This is a genomic window from Paenibacillus alkalitolerans (assembly GCF_016482785.1).
Taxonomy (GTDB): domain Bacteria; phylum Bacillota; class Bacilli; order Paenibacillales; family YIM-B00363; genus Paenibacillus_AE; species Paenibacillus_AE alkalitolerans.
In genome coordinates, this window is record NZ_JAEMXM010000031.1 from 26,301 (window position 1) to 41,365 (window position 15,065).

At 52.8% G+C, this 15,065-nt stretch carries 17 protein-coding genes and 2 tRNA genes; 9 read left to right on the forward strand and 10 right to left on the reverse strand.

What is annotated here, in order from left to right; translation table 11 throughout:
- Positions 1 to 195: 195 nt before the first annotated feature.
- The 4 genes from spoIIR to ychF all read right to left on the reverse strand — a co-directional run bounded on the left by spoIIR (position 196) and on the right by ychF (position 4,460).
- Positions 196 to 864, reverse strand: a complete 669-nt coding sequence (spoIIR, locus tag JET16_RS27395; RefSeq protein ID WP_199623640.1) for a stage II sporulation protein R — start codon at positions 862 to 864, stop codon at positions 196 to 198.
- Between the two features lie 412 nt (positions 865 to 1,276).
- Positions 1,277 to 2,164, reverse strand: a complete 888-nt coding sequence (gene prmC, locus JET16_RS27400) for a peptide chain release factor N(5)-glutamine methyltransferase (RefSeq protein WP_199623643.1) — start codon at positions 2,162 to 2,164, stop codon at positions 1,277 to 1,279.
- Positions 2,165 to 2,181: 17 nt separating this feature from the next.
- Positions 2,182 to 3,258 (reverse strand): peptide chain release factor 1, encoded by a 1,077-nt coding sequence (prfA, locus tag JET16_RS27405; RefSeq protein ID WP_199623646.1) that lies wholly within the window; start codon positions 3,256 to 3,258, stop codon positions 2,182 to 2,184.
- 101 nt (positions 3,259 to 3,359) lie between these two features.
- Entirely contained in the window at positions 3,360 to 4,460 is a 1,101-nt protein-coding gene (ychF, locus tag JET16_RS27410) for a redox-regulated ATPase YchF (RefSeq protein WP_199623649.1), read from the reverse strand.
- Positions 4,461 to 4,681: 221 nt separating this feature from the next.
- Here ychF and tadA point away from each other — a divergent pair, with 221 nt between their 5' ends.
- The 4 genes from tadA to JET16_RS27430 all read left to right on the forward strand — a co-directional run bounded on the left by tadA (position 4,682) and on the right by JET16_RS27430 (position 6,649).
- Entirely contained in the window at positions 4,682 to 5,155 is a 474-nt protein-coding gene (tadA, locus tag JET16_RS27415) for a tRNA adenosine(34) deaminase TadA (protein WP_199623652.1), read from the forward strand.
- A gap of 16 nt (positions 5,156 to 5,171) precedes the next feature.
- Positions 5,172 to 5,633, forward strand: coding sequence for a GNAT family N-acetyltransferase (locus JET16_RS27420; protein WP_199623655.1), 462 nt, complete (start codon positions 5,172 to 5,174; stop codon positions 5,631 to 5,633).
- A 161-nt stretch (positions 5,634 to 5,794) separates the two neighbouring features.
- A complete protein-coding gene (locus JET16_RS27425) occupies positions 5,795 to 6,493 on the forward strand; it encodes a Crp/Fnr family transcriptional regulator (protein WP_199623657.1) in 699 nt (232 codons plus the stop codon).
- 81 nt (positions 6,494 to 6,574) lie between these two features.
- Positions 6,575 to 6,649, forward strand: a tRNA-Arg gene (locus JET16_RS27430).
- A gap of 17 nt (positions 6,650 to 6,666) precedes the next feature.
- Here JET16_RS27430 and JET16_RS27435 read toward each other — a convergent pair.
- Positions 6,667 to 7,509 (reverse strand): stalk domain-containing protein, encoded by an 843-nt coding sequence (locus JET16_RS27435; protein ID WP_199623660.1) that lies wholly within the window; start codon positions 7,507 to 7,509, stop codon positions 6,667 to 6,669.
- Positions 7,510 to 7,797: 288 nt separating this feature from the next.
- Between JET16_RS27435 and JET16_RS27440 the strand changes: the two genes are divergently transcribed.
- A complete protein-coding gene (locus JET16_RS27440) occupies positions 7,798 to 8,004 on the forward strand; it encodes an alpha/beta-type small acid-soluble spore protein (protein WP_199623663.1) in 207 nt (68 codons plus the stop codon).
- Between the two features lie 217 nt (positions 8,005 to 8,221).
- Positions 8,222 to 8,295: transfer RNA gene (locus JET16_RS27445), tRNA-Pro, on the forward strand.
- An 86-nt stretch (positions 8,296 to 8,381) separates the two neighbouring features.
- Here JET16_RS27445 and JET16_RS27450 read toward each other — a convergent pair.
- Together JET16_RS27450 and JET16_RS27455 are read right to left on the reverse strand one after the other, a co-directional pair.
- Positions 8,382 to 8,927, reverse strand: a complete 546-nt coding sequence (locus JET16_RS27450; RefSeq protein ID WP_199623676.1) for a hypothetical protein — start codon at positions 8,925 to 8,927, stop codon at positions 8,382 to 8,384.
- A complete protein-coding gene (locus JET16_RS27455; protein ID WP_199623679.1) occupies positions 8,924 to 9,397 on the reverse strand; it encodes a hypothetical protein in 474 nt (157 codons plus the stop codon). The genes JET16_RS27450 and JET16_RS27455 overlap by 4 nt, the downstream gene beginning before the upstream one ends.
- A 127-nt stretch (positions 9,398 to 9,524) precedes the next feature.
- On the opposite strand from JET16_RS27455, the gene JET16_RS27460 reads away from it, so the two are divergent.
- Positions 9,525 to 10,355 carry a DUF2935 domain-containing protein gene (locus JET16_RS27460; protein ID WP_325176790.1) on the forward strand — a complete coding sequence of 277 codons (831 nt, stop codon included), beginning with the start codon at positions 9,525 to 9,527 and terminating at the stop codon, positions 10,353 to 10,355.
- A 99-nt stretch (positions 10,356 to 10,454) separates the two neighbouring features.
- Here the strand turns inward: JET16_RS27460 and JET16_RS27465 are convergent, their stop codons facing one another.
- The 3 genes from JET16_RS27465 to JET16_RS27475 form a co-directional block, all read right to left on the reverse strand.
- Complete coding sequence (locus JET16_RS27465) at positions 10,455 to 10,919, reverse strand: hypothetical protein (RefSeq protein ID WP_199623682.1); 465 nt, start codon at positions 10,917 to 10,919, stop codon at positions 10,455 to 10,457.
- An 85-nt stretch (positions 10,920 to 11,004) separates the two neighbouring features.
- Positions 11,005 to 11,745 carry a metallophosphoesterase family protein gene (locus tag JET16_RS27470; protein ID WP_199623685.1) on the reverse strand — a complete coding sequence of 247 codons (741 nt, stop codon included), beginning with the start codon at positions 11,743 to 11,745 and terminating at the stop codon, positions 11,005 to 11,007.
- A 26-nt stretch (positions 11,746 to 11,771) separates the two neighbouring features.
- Positions 11,772 to 12,392, reverse strand: a complete 621-nt coding sequence (locus tag JET16_RS27475) for a histidine phosphatase family protein (RefSeq protein ID WP_199623687.1) — start codon at positions 12,390 to 12,392, stop codon at positions 11,772 to 11,774.
- Between the two features lie 273 nt (positions 12,393 to 12,665).
- Between JET16_RS27475 and JET16_RS27480 the strand changes: the two genes are divergently transcribed.
- Positions 12,666 to 14,360, forward strand: coding sequence for a M3 family oligoendopeptidase (locus JET16_RS27480; protein ID WP_199623691.1), 1,695 nt, complete (start codon positions 12,666 to 12,668; stop codon positions 14,358 to 14,360).
- 1 nt (position 14,361) lies between these two features.
- A complete protein-coding gene (locus tag JET16_RS27485; RefSeq protein ID WP_199623694.1) occupies positions 14,362 to 15,024 on the forward strand; it encodes a TraX family protein in 663 nt (220 codons plus the stop codon).
- Positions 15,025 to 15,065 lie beyond the last annotated feature (41 nt).

Here is a 15,065-nt window from a genome sequence, read left to right on the forward strand (position 1 = left end):
ATTATTTTGATATTATCGGACATAATTCACTTATCTGTACCCGTACAGATACTGATAAATATTCTCAAACTACACTGTTACATATCATCTGTACCGGTACAGTTCATAAGGAAGCTTTGGAACGGACTATGCCGATTGACCCCGGTCTTCCCAGTTGTGATAAGCGGGAGAATCGGGAAAGGCGACTGCTCATTATCAAGCGAACCAAGCTTGTACCGTTTCCCACAATTCCGAGAACCAATCGAGCAGGAAGAACCGGTACTCCACCTCGGGAGATACTGCAGCGGTAGCCGTCACTTTCGCAAGCCCGCTTATGCCGGCCGCTTCTTCACCTTTCTCCTTCGGCGCTTCTCCTGCGGCCACATCCACGAAACAAAGCGGGGGAAACAGGACGCACCACCAATTTTGCCCGAGTCCGCTGCCGAGCGTAATCCGCAGCGCCTCGTAGGCGCCTGCCGGATATACCCGGTCGCCGTACACTTTCGTGGGGAACTGCACTACGCCGAGATCCACGTTGTAAGAATAATCGAACCCCGCTTCCTTCACCATGCGGCCGACAAGCAGCTCCAGCTCGGGCAGACGGGAGCGAACCGTCTGGCGGGCTTCATCCAAAGTTTGCGGTCCCGTTACCCATGCGTTCATCGATTCTATGACAGCATCGCGAATGCGGCGCTTGAGGATTTGATCGGCCGGAGCGTCCGAATCCGCGAGTATGCGGAGACGGATCGATTCTTGCGGAATCACGTTCGAACCCGAACCCGCAACCGCGGCGAACGCTGCATCCGTCTTGCTTTGCTCCCATGACATGACAAGCACCATTAGAGCGACATGAATAAAAAAGAATGATTTCCAAAACGATTTCATCGGGGCTCCCCCTCCTCAGCTTATAGCATCAGTATGGGCAGCCCCTGCCTTCTCTAAACCTATCACTCTAGCAAGCTATCAATTTTTCTTCGTTTCAAGTAGGGCATCACTTCGTCCGTTTCCATCCGGTAGGCGGAGGCATTGTACGTACGGGTCATTTTCAGCAATACAGGCTTTTCATCGCAATTTGCGCATGGCACAAACAGTATCACTTCGACGTATTCTCCGACTCCCGGTTGTAATGGAATCTTTATTCCGATTCCCCGGTTAGGAATCGGCTTTAAACCTAATTTACCCACAAGCCCTCTCACACTTATCCACGGAATCCACACACTTATCCCCAAACAATAGCACATATTAACACTTTCTTAACATTCAGCCGCCAAAATGTGTGCGTAACCCATCCGATTACCTACCCCTTCACCCGGCGCAACGCCAACACATGACGCTCGATACCCGCCAAATCCTCCACAATGAGCGTCTCTTCCCACCGGCCGGTTTCGGCCAGCATACGCTCCAGATCCCGGGCTTGCCCCATGCCTACTTCAAAGCCCACCAACCGCGGCCAGACGCCGAACCGTTCCATTTGCTCCAGCATGCGGCGATACGGCACCAACCCGTCCGCACCGCCGTCCAAAGCAAGATGCGGCTCGTACTCCCGCACCTCGACCTGCAGGCCGGCCAAATCCCGCGAAGGAATATACGGCGGATTCGACACTAAAATATCGATGCCGTCCGCACCGTACTCCCGTACCGCCGGTTCGAACAAATCCCCCTCGAGCAACGCGATCCGGCCGGCCACTCCGTTGCGAACGCAATTGCCGCCCGCAACTTCAAGCGCCGCCGGACTGATGTCCACAGCGGCGACCCGCCAAGAAGGACACTCCGACGCCAGCGACACCGCGATCGCGCCGCTTCCCGTCCCAATATCCACAGCGAGCGGCGAAACCCCGCAATCCGGAGGCCATAACTCTCGGCCTAAGGCAACGATACGCTCCACCAGCAGCTCCGTCTCCGGGCGCGGGATCAACACCGCCGGTGTCACTGCAAACGGCAATCCGTAAAAATACGTCTCGCCCACAATATACTGTACCGGCTCCCCCGCCGCGCGGCGCTGCAGCAGCACCCACAGCCGCTTGAACGCTTCCGCGTCCATCGGGTCGCTCCACAGAAGCAGCAGCCGCGTACGCGTCACGCCGAGAACATGCCGCATCAGCAGTTCCGCCGATGCCGCGTGCTCGCCGACTCCCCGCTCACGCAAAAAAGAAGAAGCCTTGATATAGGCTTCTCTTACCGTCATTCCGGCATCTCCTGTACTCACGCCGAATATTCCCCTCTCTCGGCCATATCCGTCTGGGATGCAACCGTCAAGGCGGACACAATCTCTTCCAAATCGCCGGCCAACACCTGATCGAGCTTGTGCAGCGTCAATCCGATGCGGTGGTCCGTCACCCGGCTTTGCGGATAGTTGTACGTCCGGATGCGCTCGCTCCGGTCGCCCGTGCCGACCTTCGTGCGGCGTTCGGAATCGTATTTCGCCTGCTCTTCCTGCAGCTTCTTCTCATAGATGCGCGCGCGCAATACGCGAAGCGCCATCTCCTTGTTCGAGTTTTGCGATTTGCCGTCTTGGCACGTAGCCACGATGCCCGTCGGAATGTGCGTCACGCGCACGGCCGATTTCGTCGTGTTTACGGACTGGCCGCCGGCTCCGCTCGAGCAGAACGTATCGACCCGGATATCGCTCTCGCGAATTTCCACCTCGACGTCTTCCACTTCCGGCATCACCACGACGGTGGAGGTCGATGTGTGGATGCGCCCGCCGGACTCTGTTTCCGGCACGCGCTGCACGCGGTGAGCGCCGCTCTCGAACTTCAATTTCGAATAAGCGCCTTTGCCCTTCACCATGAAAATAATTTCTTTGAAGCCGCCGAGATCGCTCTCGCTCGCTTCCATAACTTCCGTGCGCCAGCCCTGCGAATCGGCGTAACGGCTGTACATGCGGTACAGCTCCGCCGCAAACAACGCCGCCTCCTCGCCCCCGGCCGCGCCGCGAATTTCCACGATGACGTTCTTGTCATCGTTCGGATCCTTCGGCAGCAGCAGCACGCGGATGTTCTCCTGCAGCGCCTCTTTGCGCTCGGTCAATTCGGAAACTTCCATCTTCACCAATTCGCGCATTTCGTCGTCGAGCTTCTCGCCAAGCATGGTGCGGGCGTCATCCAACTGCGCCGACACCGATTTATATTCCTGATACGCGTCATACACCTCTTGCAGATCGGACTGCTCTTTGGAGTATTCGCGCAATTTCTTGCTGTCGTTCGCCACATCCGGATCGCAGAGCAGCTCGCTGAGCTTCTCGTACCGGTCTGCAAGCGCCTCTAGACGATCAAACATGGTCTCTCACCCTCTTATATAAGAATGACTTCATCCTTACAGTATATGTTGCGCAAAAAAACAATGTCAATGTACAAAAGCTTCCGCCCCGGCAACGAACCCTACACATTAAACCGGAAATGCATCACATCGCCGTCGCGCACGACGTATTCTTTCCCTTCGAGCCTCAGCAGCCCTTTCTCCTTCGCCGCGTTCATGGAGCCGCAAGCGATCAAATCGTCGTATGCGACAACTTCGGCCCGAATAAATCCGCGCTCGAAGTCGGTGTGAATGACGCCGGCCGCTCCCGGCGCTTTCGTGCCCGCGCGAATCGTCCACGCGCGCACTTCCTGGACCCCTGCCGTGAAGTAAGTGTACAGTCCAAGCAGCTTATACGCCGCGCGAATCAACCGGTCCAGTCCGGACTCGTTCAAGCCGAGCTCTTCCAAGAACAGCGCTTTGTCCTCGCCCTCCAGTTCGGCGATTTCGGACTCCACCTTCGCGCTGATCGGCACCACTTCCGCGCCTTCCGCCGCGGCAAATTCGCGCACCTTCGCCACATACGGATTATCGTCCGCGTTCGCAGCTTCATCTTCACTTACGTTGGCGGCATACAGAACCGGTTTCATTGTGATGAGATGCAGATCCCGCAACAAAAGCCGCTCTTCGTCCGACAGCTCCACGCTGCGCGCAGGCTTGTCGCTATATAACGCCTCTTTCACCCGCTCCAGCGCTTCCGCTTCGACCGCATACTTTTTATCGCCGCTCTTCAAGTTTTTCTTTGTCCGATCCAGACGCTTCTCCACAGACTCGACATCGGCCAAAATCAATTCCAAATTGATCGTCTCGATATCGCTCAGAGGGTTGACGCCGCCGGAAACGTGAGTAATGTTTTCATCCACAAAGCAGCGGACGACGTGCACGATCGCATCCACTTCACGGATATGAGCCAAAAACTTATTCCCCAGACCTTCGCCCTTGCTCGCGCCCTTCACCAATCCCGCGATATCCACAAATTCGAATGCGGTCGGCACGATGCGCTGCGGATTGACGATTTCAGCCAATTTCTGCAGACGCTCGTCCGGCACTTCAACGACTCCTACATTCGGATCGATCGTGCAGAACGGATAATTCGCCGATTCCGCGCCCGCTTGCGTAATTGCATTGAACAAAGTCGACTTGCCCACATTCGGCAACCCGACGATCCCCGCCTTTAAAGCCATCTATTTACAACTCCCGTTCGTTATTATTCCGTTATCATACCTGTACATTATATAGCAGGCAAAGCTTCAGCACAATTTGCTCCCGCTCGTTTAAACCTTTACACTTAGAATTGTAGACAGCATTCACAGAGTTATCCACAAAATTATACACACCATGTTAACAAAAGAATGTTTGTTCGCACCAGTTATCCACAGAATCGTCCTCGGAGGACCATTTTACCATGCAAAATGACGCGCAAAACCAACATATTCACTGGATGAGAGAGGCGATCGCCGAGGCGCGGCGGGCTGAGGCGATCAACGAGGTGCCGATCGGCGCCGTTGTCGTGAAAGACGGAGAAATTATCGGCAGAGGCCACAATGTAAGGGAATCGACGGCCGATCCGACCGCTCATGCGGAAATGATCGCCATCAAGGAAGCAAGCAAACGGTTGAATGCGTGGCGCCTTACCGATTGCGACCTGTACGTGACGTTGGAACCGTGTCCGATGTGTGCGGGCGCCATCCTGCAATCGCGAATTCGGCGTGTAATATACGCGACCCCCGATCCCAAGGCCGGCTGTGCGGGAACGCTGATGAATTTGCTGCAGGATCCGCGCTTCAATCACCGGACGGAGGTCGTTGCCGGCGTGCTGCAGGAGGAGTGCTCTTCCATGCTTAGCGACTTCTTTAGAAAGCTCAGAAAAAAACAGTGAGGTGTTTGAGAGCCATATGACGTTTACATATTTCCCATTCGACATATCGCAGCCGGAACACGCAAAGAGCGTAGTTGAACTGCAGCAATTGTCATATCCGGTGGAAGCGAAATTGATCGGACTCGAAACGATTCCCCCGCTTCTAGACACGCCCGATACCCTGATGAGCTGCGGTGAAACGTTCATCGGCTGCTTTGAAGGAGACCTGTTAGCCGGCGCCGTTTCCTACAAGCTGGACGGCGACACGGTCGATATTCACCGAATGATGGTGCATCCCGAAAGGTTTCGAAGAGGCATTGCACAATCGCTCCTGGATGCCGTTCTATCCGTTCCGGGAGCGCGCAAAGCGGTCGTATCTACAGGATCGGCGAACGTTCCGGCCGTCAAGCTTTACGAGAGAAACGGATTTAAAGAAACGGAAAAAGTCGAAATCGCGCCCGCCGTTACCATCACCCGCTTTGAAAATGATCTGTCCTGAACATCAACAAAGTAGCTGTTTTCCCCATCGTAGTTAGTGTATCATTGAATACGGACGAACAGGGCTTAATTTGATGATTCACCGGGTTGGGGAAGAACTTGCCGCCGCTCCTTAACTCTTGATATCCACAGGCCGGTATTTCCCGTCGGGGGCCGATTGATATGTTTGACGTCGTAATGCTATTGAAAAATATTCCGATTCTTGAAGACTTTGATCCCGAAGATTTGAAGGCAGTCGGTCCTTTGCTGAAGGAACGAAATTACAAGAGAGGGTCCATCCTCTTTTTCGAGGGGGACCCGGGGGAAGAATTATTCGTAATCGGATCGGGATTCGTAAAAATTTACCGCTTGGAACAAGCGCTGGATCAAACGAAAGAAATTACGCTGTCGCTGTTTAAAGACGGGGACTACTTCGGTGAAATGTCGTTGATCGAGAAGGATGGCACCCGCTCCGCCACCGCGGAAACGATCGAACCGAGCACTATATTTACGCTTTCGCGCAACGACTTCGTCCAATTTTTGGAGAGAAGTCCTTTGCTTTGTCTGAAATTGCTCGAAGTGACGATGAAACGGCTGCGCAAAGCGAACGACCAAATTCACGATCTCACGTTCTTGGACGTACGCTCGCGCATTATTAAAAACATCGATCGTCTCTCGGCCGAGTATGGCGTTGAGGCCGGCGGCCGCTTGCGGATCGATCTCAAGCTGACTCACCAGCAAATCGCCAACATGGTCGGCACCGTCCGGGAATCGGTAACGAAAGTGCTCCAAGAATTGCAAGATGACGGAATCATAACGATCGATAAGAAGCGTATTATTATATTGGACGCCATTCGTTTGAAGAAATCGATCCAATTATAACCGGTTTTTTTGTGCGAAATTGCTATGGCGCTTGGGTGTTGCAACCCGTTATAATTCATGTTAGATTAATATTTACTTCGTGCGCCCGTAGCTCAGCCGGATAGAGCGACAGTTTCCTAAACTGTGCGTCGCGGGTTCGAATCCCGCCGTGGCGCGTACCAAACCCTTGTGTATCAAGGGTTTTTCTTTTTTGTAACATAAACCGATTGCGTTCTTGCATCCCAGGCCACTGTGGCGTTCACCGCTTCGGCCAGTTCGCGCAGCGCCACATAACCGGATCCGCCGATCAGTACCGTCGGAAAGGGAATACCGTTGACGGTCACCATTCTCGCTTCTTGCTGCCAACCTACCGCAGCTCCCAAAGCTTCACCTGTCCGTCTGGCCGGAGTCCACGTCTGACCGTCGATCAGCCGGCCGTCGGTGATATGCTTGCCGTTAATACGCACAATGACGGGGTCACCGAGTTTCGGCTTCTGCAATGAGGCATCCGCGACCTGATCGAGAAACCATTCCTTTGTAATCGCGCTGCCCGGGCACGTTTTTCCGGGTTGCATCTCCCGGTGGAACCGGATATCTCCCGTAACGCGTCCCCACAAATACATGACTGCGCGGGTCAGACCGACAGACGTACTTAACTGCGGACCTTCCAGCTTCTCGTTCCCGTAATCAAAGTTGCCGATCATCTCGAACATGAAAGGGTGAACTCCGTCATTATCCGGATCGTTATTGCCGTATGCCGAGGCCGGCGGAACAAGAAGCGACCGGCCGTCCCAAATATATCCTTCCGGATCGATCGAAGCGTGCTGCGCGATATCTGTAAATCCTCTCAGCAGGTGCGCGCGCCACATGATCTGAATTATTCGTTCCTTATTCATCTCTTTCCGATAATCGGCGATTGTGGGCCTCCATGTGCCGTGAACGTGAATCTTGGAGAAATACACCTTGCCGGTATTCGGCCGCAAAACTTGTTCAATATAGTCGGGGAGCGTGTATCGTTTGAACTGCCGTTGAACCATAATGTTACTCATCTCCCTTCATTTCATTACGCGCCAGCTCATACTCGAGCTCGCGTTGATTATATACTATGATATATATCTAAAGGCAGTCCCGAATTATTGACTTCAAGCCGGCAGTTGACCCGATCTCTCGGGGCAGATCAATTTGTCCTATCCGCTTCAAACGAACGAAATCGAATAGCGACTGTATATTGGCAAACAAAGGAAGCGGTTACAAGGCAATCTATGTGAATATTCAAAAAATTTACCGCAAATAATACAGCTACACCAACAAGGAGGTGACACCAAATGCCACGAAGAAACGTACCGGTTGTACCGCAAGCTATCAATGCTTTGGAACAATTGAAGTATGAATCCGCGCGTGAAGTCGGCGTTCAAGTACCGCCGGACGGTTATTGGGGACATGTAGCCGCTCGCGATGCGGGCGCGGTCGGTGGAAGCATGGTTCGAAAGATGGTTCAGATCGCAGAGCAAACGTTGGCTGGTCGTCGTTAATTGCCGAAGCTGCGGTTGATTTCCTCCTGTCATATATTGCGTTAACCGGGAGCCTGCTCGCAGGCTCCCGTTCCTGTTTGGGCAATACGAAATAACCGTATTACTTTGATATTTTCCGGCCGATTCGGAAGCGAGTTCGGGAAGCAAGTTTCTCTTGATTTCGCAACTAAATCATGTTACATTATTCGATGTCGTCGCTATTAAAGCACGGCTTCGTCGAGACGTGGCTCAGCTTGGTAGAGCGCTTGGTTCGGGACCAAGAGGTCGCAGGTTCGAATCCTGTCGTCTCGATACCGTTAAATACAAGGAACTGCGGGCTTTGGCCCGCAGTTCTTTTTTTACACAAGAAAAACAAGCCGAACGCAGCTCGTGAAATGCTACCGGATCCGGGAGCTGCGGCGGTCAATGTCATAATCGAAACCGCGATTCCGGCGTGATTCGATATAACGTCGCATTAAAAGATGATAATAAAGAATAGTCAATGTAATGGTGATCAAATATACAGGAAGCGAGTACAATAATTTCCACGTATTGTACTTATAAACACGGGTTAAGACGCTCACCCATTCAAAGCCGGTCGCAAACATCGACCACAGCACGATATACAACCATACGGCGAAGCCCTTCGGCTTCCATCTGTCGTAAAAATATATTAAGTAATACCCGAACGGCGTATATAAAAAATACATCAGCAAATCGAATATTTCATATTTGGGGCTGTCGTTTACATCGAATGAATCGGTTGGCGGAGTGCCGAGAATATGATCCAATGTTTTGGCGGATGCCACACTGAAGAGCATGATAAGCAGAGCGACGGATGTGGGGAGTCTTTTGGGCAGCAAAAGAATGATGACGGCATTTACGGCGATCGTTGCCAGGACGAACCACTCGTTCGTGTCGAATTTTTCCGGTAAAAGTATCAATCTAATTCGAGCTCCCTTTTCAAAACACGCTGAAATCCTTTATGAAAAGCCATTACCAAAATGATGAGCGCAAGCCAAGACACGATCGTCATCCATATTTGCCAGTGCACATGTTTGATTAATCCTGTCCAGACGGTGACATACTGCATAAAAGACAAAGTAAGAACGGCGATTACGGTATAAACGGATTTCAATATGTACGAACGCGCCCTTTTGCATAAATCTGCAAGCCAAATGATAAATAACGGAATGAAGATGAGACGATTGACAACCAGCGCCAAATAGTCAGTGGGGTTCATCGTATATGTGATCCATCCCAGGTTTATCGTTAAGGCGGCAAAGAAGCTTTGATAAAAAAATGTCATCGAGATCCAGAGAAATATCATTTCAAACATATGAAGCCTTTTGGGTACGACCGCAAACAGAATGGCAACCATAAGGTTCAGCGACAGGTAGGCTGCAAACGACATATTGGTTCTCCTGGAAATGTTTGATTGTGAAGATTATTTCCGAATTCACCGTACACTATTCACGATGTAGTCTTTTCGTTCCCGCCAAGGCATAGGATTGCAGTAACCGTGTGTTGGAGGGATTCAAGTGCTGACTGCATCCGACTTGTCCGCTTGGGAGGAGCACCGGTTTTGGGTGGAAATATTGGGCGATCACGCACGCTTCGTCAGGGATGCCTTGTCGCCGGAAGAGGCGGGGTGGGTGGCCGCGGCGCAAGCCTATATCGGCGATTTTCGCCGGCTTCGTGAAAGCTTGAGCGGCTTGCCGCCTTCCGCTCCCGCTTCTTCCGCCGCGATGATTCGATTCGCCGTCGAAAGCCAAGGAACTGCCGCGAGTTATTACCGCTTTGAAGGCGGCTTGCAGCATTTGCGGATATTCAATCGGGTAAACCTTGACCTGACCCCTAGCTTCTTGAACGGGACGCTCAATGAAAATCAGGAGTATTTACGGCTTCTATCCTTCTATGTGCAAGGGCTAAATCCGGCTCCGCTCCCGCTGAGCGAGCTGCTCGATTTGTGGCTGGGCGATCAGCTCGGACACGCTTTGCTGCTGTCGCGCATTCTGGATCCCGTAGAGATACCGCTTATTGAACGGGCCGAAGCGGTGATTCGCGAACTTCAATCTCACCTTGTGAAAAACCAGGCCATTAAAGGCTATTTGCGGTTTACGCCCCCAAATTTCCCATTGCAGATGAATTTCGGCGGACAAGTAGCACGGTCGGTGGCCGTCTTCTATAATTTGGTCCTGGAAGTTATATCTCTGTATAAAGAATCTGAAGTATTGAACAAAACGACCTTGCGTTTCTTGGAGCATCATATTCCGGAGACGTGCTACTTTATGCAAAAATTGGCGCGCTTTAACCGGAGTTTTCTTACGATCCCCGATTGCCCTTTAACGAAACCTTCGTTCGACGGATAAAGTACAGACCCCGGGCACAAGTGAAAAATGGTTGAGCGGGCGTAAACCCTCCGCTCAACCATTTGTCCATCGTACGGACGACAGATCCGTCTGAATCGCTTATTTTTTCCCGGCCTTCTTAAGCGTCTCCGCCAGCATCTTGTTGAATTGCTTTTCCGCGGCCAACATTTTCGGAAGCACTTCCTTAATTTGCTTCTCGTCCCCGGACTCGACCGCCCGTGAAAATTGTTTCACCGTGTCCATATGGTCTTGCATTTTTTCGTCGCCTTCATGGAATTTCCGCTTCATTTCCTGACGAAACGAATCCCGGCCGGCTCCATCCAATCCCTTGACCGCTTCCATAAGCCGCTTCCGCTCTTCGAACACCTTCCTCCACTCTCCGCTTGTCTCAGGAGCATAGCGGTCGGCGAGCAGCTGCATATACATCTCCTGGTGAACGGAGGGGCCTAATACGGCGTGATGCCGGTGGTGATGGTGGTGCTTTTCCGGCTGAGCGACCGCAGTACCCGCTCCGAAGAGGGTTGCCGCAGCAAGTGTCAGCGTAACAATTATCAGCTTTCGCATATCGTTCCTCCCGTCTGCAATTAAAACAACCGGGAGTAGTATGCTTCTAATTGGAAACATTATGCATTCGGCTTTAATTCTAACGTTAATCCGGCAGCCCCCGGTAACGCCCGGTCCGAAGCTCCTTCGCATACTCGTTCAAATACGGCATCTTTTCGGCTGCGGCCATGCGAATCGCTGCTTCGATATCATACGGGACGCGTGCAAGTGTCAATCCGAACGGCCCCGCCTCTTGACTCCCGTAATCCCCTTCGATAATTGCATATGAGGCTTGCGTGATGTCGAGCGGGTTTCCGACACTTCCGGCATTGAACAGCATTTTTCCGGGAAAATGCTGCACATAAGCGTTATGGACATCCCCGTAACCGACAACATGCGGGCGCGCTCCATGCGCAGGTGTTCCGGTCTGTTCCGTATTGTCGAACATGGATAAGCGCAATTCGAGCGGATGCCATGGTTGGACCCGCTTGTACACGCTCTCGGGAGAAGCGTGAAACAACCGGATAAATTTGCCGCTGCACCAAAACTCCAATGAAAACGGCAAGCCCTTAAGGTATGACAAGCGCTCTTCTCCAAGCCTGTTCCGATGCCACCTTAGCTCCGGCTTTTCGGTCTGTTCGGTTATGAACTCATCCCAGTTTCCTTGAACGACCGCCTCGCAGCTGCCGCGGATCGTATCTACCGTTCTATCCGGGTGAGGGCCTTTGCCGACTAAATCGCCGAGGCAGAAGATGCGCCCGATATCGCGCTGCCGAATATCTTTCAAGACGGCTTCCAGCGCCGGAACATTCCCGTGAATATCGGAAATAATCGCGATGCGTTCCATCCCCCGAACCCTCCTGCTTGAATGTTCTATCCGAGGTGCAGCCTAACGTAACCCGCGTCCCCCAAGAAATCTTCTCTAGTAAGCTTCTCGCCTGTAAGCCGTCGACGATAATCCGTAATCGTTCCTTCATGGCTGACAATGAAGACTCGTTCGCCTTGCCGGGAGCGAATCCATTCGAACAGCCGGCTTACAGCCTCTTCGAACCGCTCGGGAACCGCCCGATTCAGCCCTTCGTTCGTCAATCCTCTATAGTGTTCGTGCAGCACGATCGTCTGTGGGAACTTCCGCTTCACGGCTTTCGCGCTAAGTATGTAATCGCACATGTGCGTCGCTCCCCAGCTATCCGCCGTCGGAAACATTCTAGGCCCTACAAGAGGAGTGACGTAAATTGGCGCTTGAGCGCGTTCGGCAAGAATGGCGGATGTTTCAAGCGTTCTTATTGTGGGACTAGTCACCAATACATCTCCGTGCGTTACTCTCAGCAAGTCCCTTAGCGCCGCGGCTTGCTCACGGCCGCGATCCGTCAACGCGGGATGAATCTTCTCCAGCGATCCCGGCACATCAACAGTATGTTCCCCTTGGGCATGGCGAATGAAATAAATCTCCAACCCCCACACTCCTTGCTTCGGTTCTACCTTCGCGGACAACCTACGGTTGCCTCTTTGTTCCAGCCCGGTAAGGCTTTTCATCATGGATACGCCCGAACGACTTATTTTATCCCAAGATCCCGATTCGTTTGTTGAACTTACTGTACCATATTTTTTACGGTTGCGGGTAAGCGTTTGCATTCTGCCCGCCGGACGTATCCTGCGTACATACTGGCAAAACCAGGATATTTATCAAGGATACATGCTATAATGTAAACGGATGGCGGAATCATTGTCCTATCCTTAATATTCAGTGGAGGAGACGGTTCTCACATGAAATTTCAAGATTATCCTTACTCTCGCCCCGATGTGGAGAAGTTTGTTTCGGAATTTCGAGCTCTTCTCGACAAATTCACATCCGCAAAGAACGCAGAAGGGCAAAATGCCGCTTTAGCCGAAATTAACCGTTTAAGATCGGGCTTCGGCACCATGGAAAGCATCTCCCATGTTCGGCATACGGTCGATACGAAAGATCCGTTCTATGAAGCGGAGCGCGAATTTTTCGACGAAGCGGAACCGACGGCGAAGGGTCTCGTTTCGGAGCTGTATAAAGCTCTGATCGCGTCGCCTTACCGGGCGGAGCTCGAATCGAAGTGGGGACGCCATCTGTTCGCGCTTGCGGATGCCGAGGTGCGGACGTTCGCTCCCGAAATTGTAGAGGAGCTGCAGCATGAAAACAAGCTCGTCAGCGAATATGTGAAGCTGCTTGCTTCGGCTTCCATCGAGTTTGACGGAGGTACATACAATTTATCGCAAATTTCCGCCTTCCTTGAGTCGGACGACCGCGATGTCCGCCGGCGCGCATCCGGGGCCAGATGGTCGTTCTTTCAAGACAACGGAGCAAAGCTGGACGAGCTCTACGATCGATTGGTCAAAGTCCGCACCTCCGTTGCCAGAAAGCTGGGATACGACAACTTCGTCGGGCTTGCATACGATCGTCTGAACCGCACCGACTACGATGCTTCGATGGTTGCGAATTTCCGCAAGCAAGTACGCGAGCAGCTCGTTCCCGTCGCCACAAAGCTGTGGGAGCGGCAGCGGCAGCGCATCGGCGCCGATACTTTGATGTATTTTGACTTGAATTATTATTTTCCTTCCGGCAATGCGAAGCCGCACGGCGGAGTGGAATGGCAGCTGGAGCGCGGATCGAAGATGTATGCGGAACTGTCGCGGGAGACGGACGAGTTTTTCCGCTTCATGGTCGACAACGGCTTATTGGACTTGGAATCGAAGGCAGGCAAGGCAGGCGGCGGGTACTGTACGTATTTCGATTTGTATAAAGCCCCGTTTATATTTGCGAATTTTAACGGAACCGCGCATGACGTCACCGTGCTGACGCACGAGGCCGGCCATGCGTTCCAAGTGTACTGCAGCACCGGGTATGAGGTTCCGGAGTATCATTGGCCGACGCTGGAGGCGTGCGAAATTCATTCCATGAGCATGGAGTTCTTTACTTGGCCATGGATGGAATTGTTCTTCGAAGGCGACACGGAGAAATTTAAATATTATCATGTCGTGAGCTCTTTGCAATTCATACCGTACGGGGTGACGGTGGATGAGTTCCAGCACTGGGTATACGAAAATCCGGAAGCGTCGCCGTCCGAACGAAAGGCGAAATGGCGCGAGCTCGAGCGGGTCTATTTGCCGCACCGGAACTACGAAGGCAACGATTTTCTGGAACAGGGCGGCTTCTGGCAGGGGCAAAGCCATATTTACCGCACCCCGTTCTATTATATCGACTATACGCTGGCGCAAATTTGCGCGTTCCAGTTCTGGAAGCGTATGAGAGAAAACCGCGAAACGGCTTGGGCCGATTATGTCCGCTTATGCCGGGCCGGCGGGTCGAAGCCGTTCACCGAGCTTGTTGAAGCAGCCGGTTTAATTTCGCCGTTCGCCGACGGATGTATCGCTTCGGTGATCGACGCCGTCGAGCAATACTTGGCCGGCGTCGACGATTCCGCTCTGTAACATGCAATGGCTCGCGATCGTCACGATGCTGGCGGACCATATCGGCGCCGTCTGGTTCCCGGATGCGCCGGTATGGCGCTTGATCGGGCGGTTAGCGTTCCCCATCTACGCTTACTATGTCGCCGTCGGAATGGCGCGCACGCGCAACAGGCGCACGTACGTAATCCGGTTGGCATCGCTTGCCGCCATATCGCAGTTGCCCTTCATGCTGTTGTTTAACACGTGGACTGTGAATGTCATAGGCACATTCTTGGTATCGGTAACGGCGATATACCGGATGGAGCGGACCGACGATCCCCGGTTGAAATGGCTGTGGCCGGCGGGCGCCGCCGTGCTGATGGAGACGGTGCCCTTTGATTACGGAGCCTACGGTCTGGCCCTTATTCTTCTTTACCGGTATGTACAAGGGGAATTAATGTGGCTTGGCCATCTTGCGATGAACGCGGTTTATTGGTCGATGGGATCAACGCCTCTTCAAGTATTCAGCGTGTTCCCGACGTTCTTGTTCGCTTTCATGATAGGCGGTGCGGTTCGCGCAAGCGGCAGCGGCGGCAGTTTGCCGGCGTTAAGCTATTCGGCCCCGCGCTGGCTGTGGCGGGCATGGTATCCGGCGCATTTGGCATTGTTGGCGGTAATAGCCTTTGCGACAGGGGTTCGCTCATGAGCTATTTCTCCAATTAATGGATGAATCGGCAATGAAACAAT

What these genes read in the sequence shown, in the direction of transcription:
- JET16_RS27470 (WP_199623685.1), bottom strand. Translation starts at nt 11,745, where the DNA reads ATGGAACGCATCGCGATTATTTCCGATATTCACGGGAATGTTCCGGCG.
- ychF (WP_199623649.1), bottom strand. Translation starts at nt 4,460, where the DNA reads ATGGCTTTAAAGGCGGGGATCGTCGGGTTGCCGAATGTGGGCAAGTCG.
- tadA (WP_199623652.1), top strand. Translation starts at nt 4,682, where the DNA reads ATGCAAAATGACGCGCAAAACCAACATATTCACTGGATGAGAGAGGCG.
- JET16_RS27435 (WP_199623660.1), bottom strand. Translation starts at nt 7,509, where the DNA reads ATGGTTCAACGGCAGTTCAAACGATACACGCTCCCCGACTATATTGAA.
- JET16_RS27465 (WP_199623682.1), bottom strand. Translation starts at nt 10,919, where the DNA reads ATGCGAAAGCTGATAATTGTTACGCTGACACTTGCTGCGGCAACCCTC.
- JET16_RS27425 (WP_199623657.1), top strand. Translation starts at nt 5,795, where the DNA reads ATGTTTGACGTCGTAATGCTATTGAAAAATATTCCGATTCTTGAAGAC.
- JET16_RS27440 (WP_199623663.1), top strand. Translation starts at nt 7,798, where the DNA reads ATGCCACGAAGAAACGTACCGGTTGTACCGCAAGCTATCAATGCTTTG.
- prmC (WP_199623643.1), bottom strand. Translation starts at nt 2,164, where the DNA reads ATGACGGTAAGAGAAGCCTATATCAAGGCTTCTTCTTTTTTGCGTGAG.
- JET16_RS27480 (WP_199623691.1), top strand. Translation starts at nt 12,666, where the DNA reads ATGAAATTTCAAGATTATCCTTACTCTCGCCCCGATGTGGAGAAGTTT.
- JET16_RS27485 (WP_199623694.1), top strand. Translation starts at nt 14,362, where the DNA reads ATGCAATGGCTCGCGATCGTCACGATGCTGGCGGACCATATCGGCGCC.
- prfA (WP_199623646.1), bottom strand. Translation starts at nt 3,258, where the DNA reads ATGTTTGATCGTCTAGAGGCGCTTGCAGACCGGTACGAGAAGCTCAGC.
- spoIIR (WP_199623640.1), bottom strand. Translation starts at nt 864, where the DNA reads ATGAAATCGTTTTGGAAATCATTCTTTTTTATTCATGTCGCTCTAATG.
- JET16_RS27420 (WP_199623655.1), top strand. Translation starts at nt 5,172, where the DNA reads ATGACGTTTACATATTTCCCATTCGACATATCGCAGCCGGAACACGCA.
- JET16_RS27455 (WP_199623679.1), bottom strand. Translation starts at nt 9,397, where the DNA reads ATGTCGTTTGCAGCCTACCTGTCGCTGAACCTTATGGTTGCCATTCTG.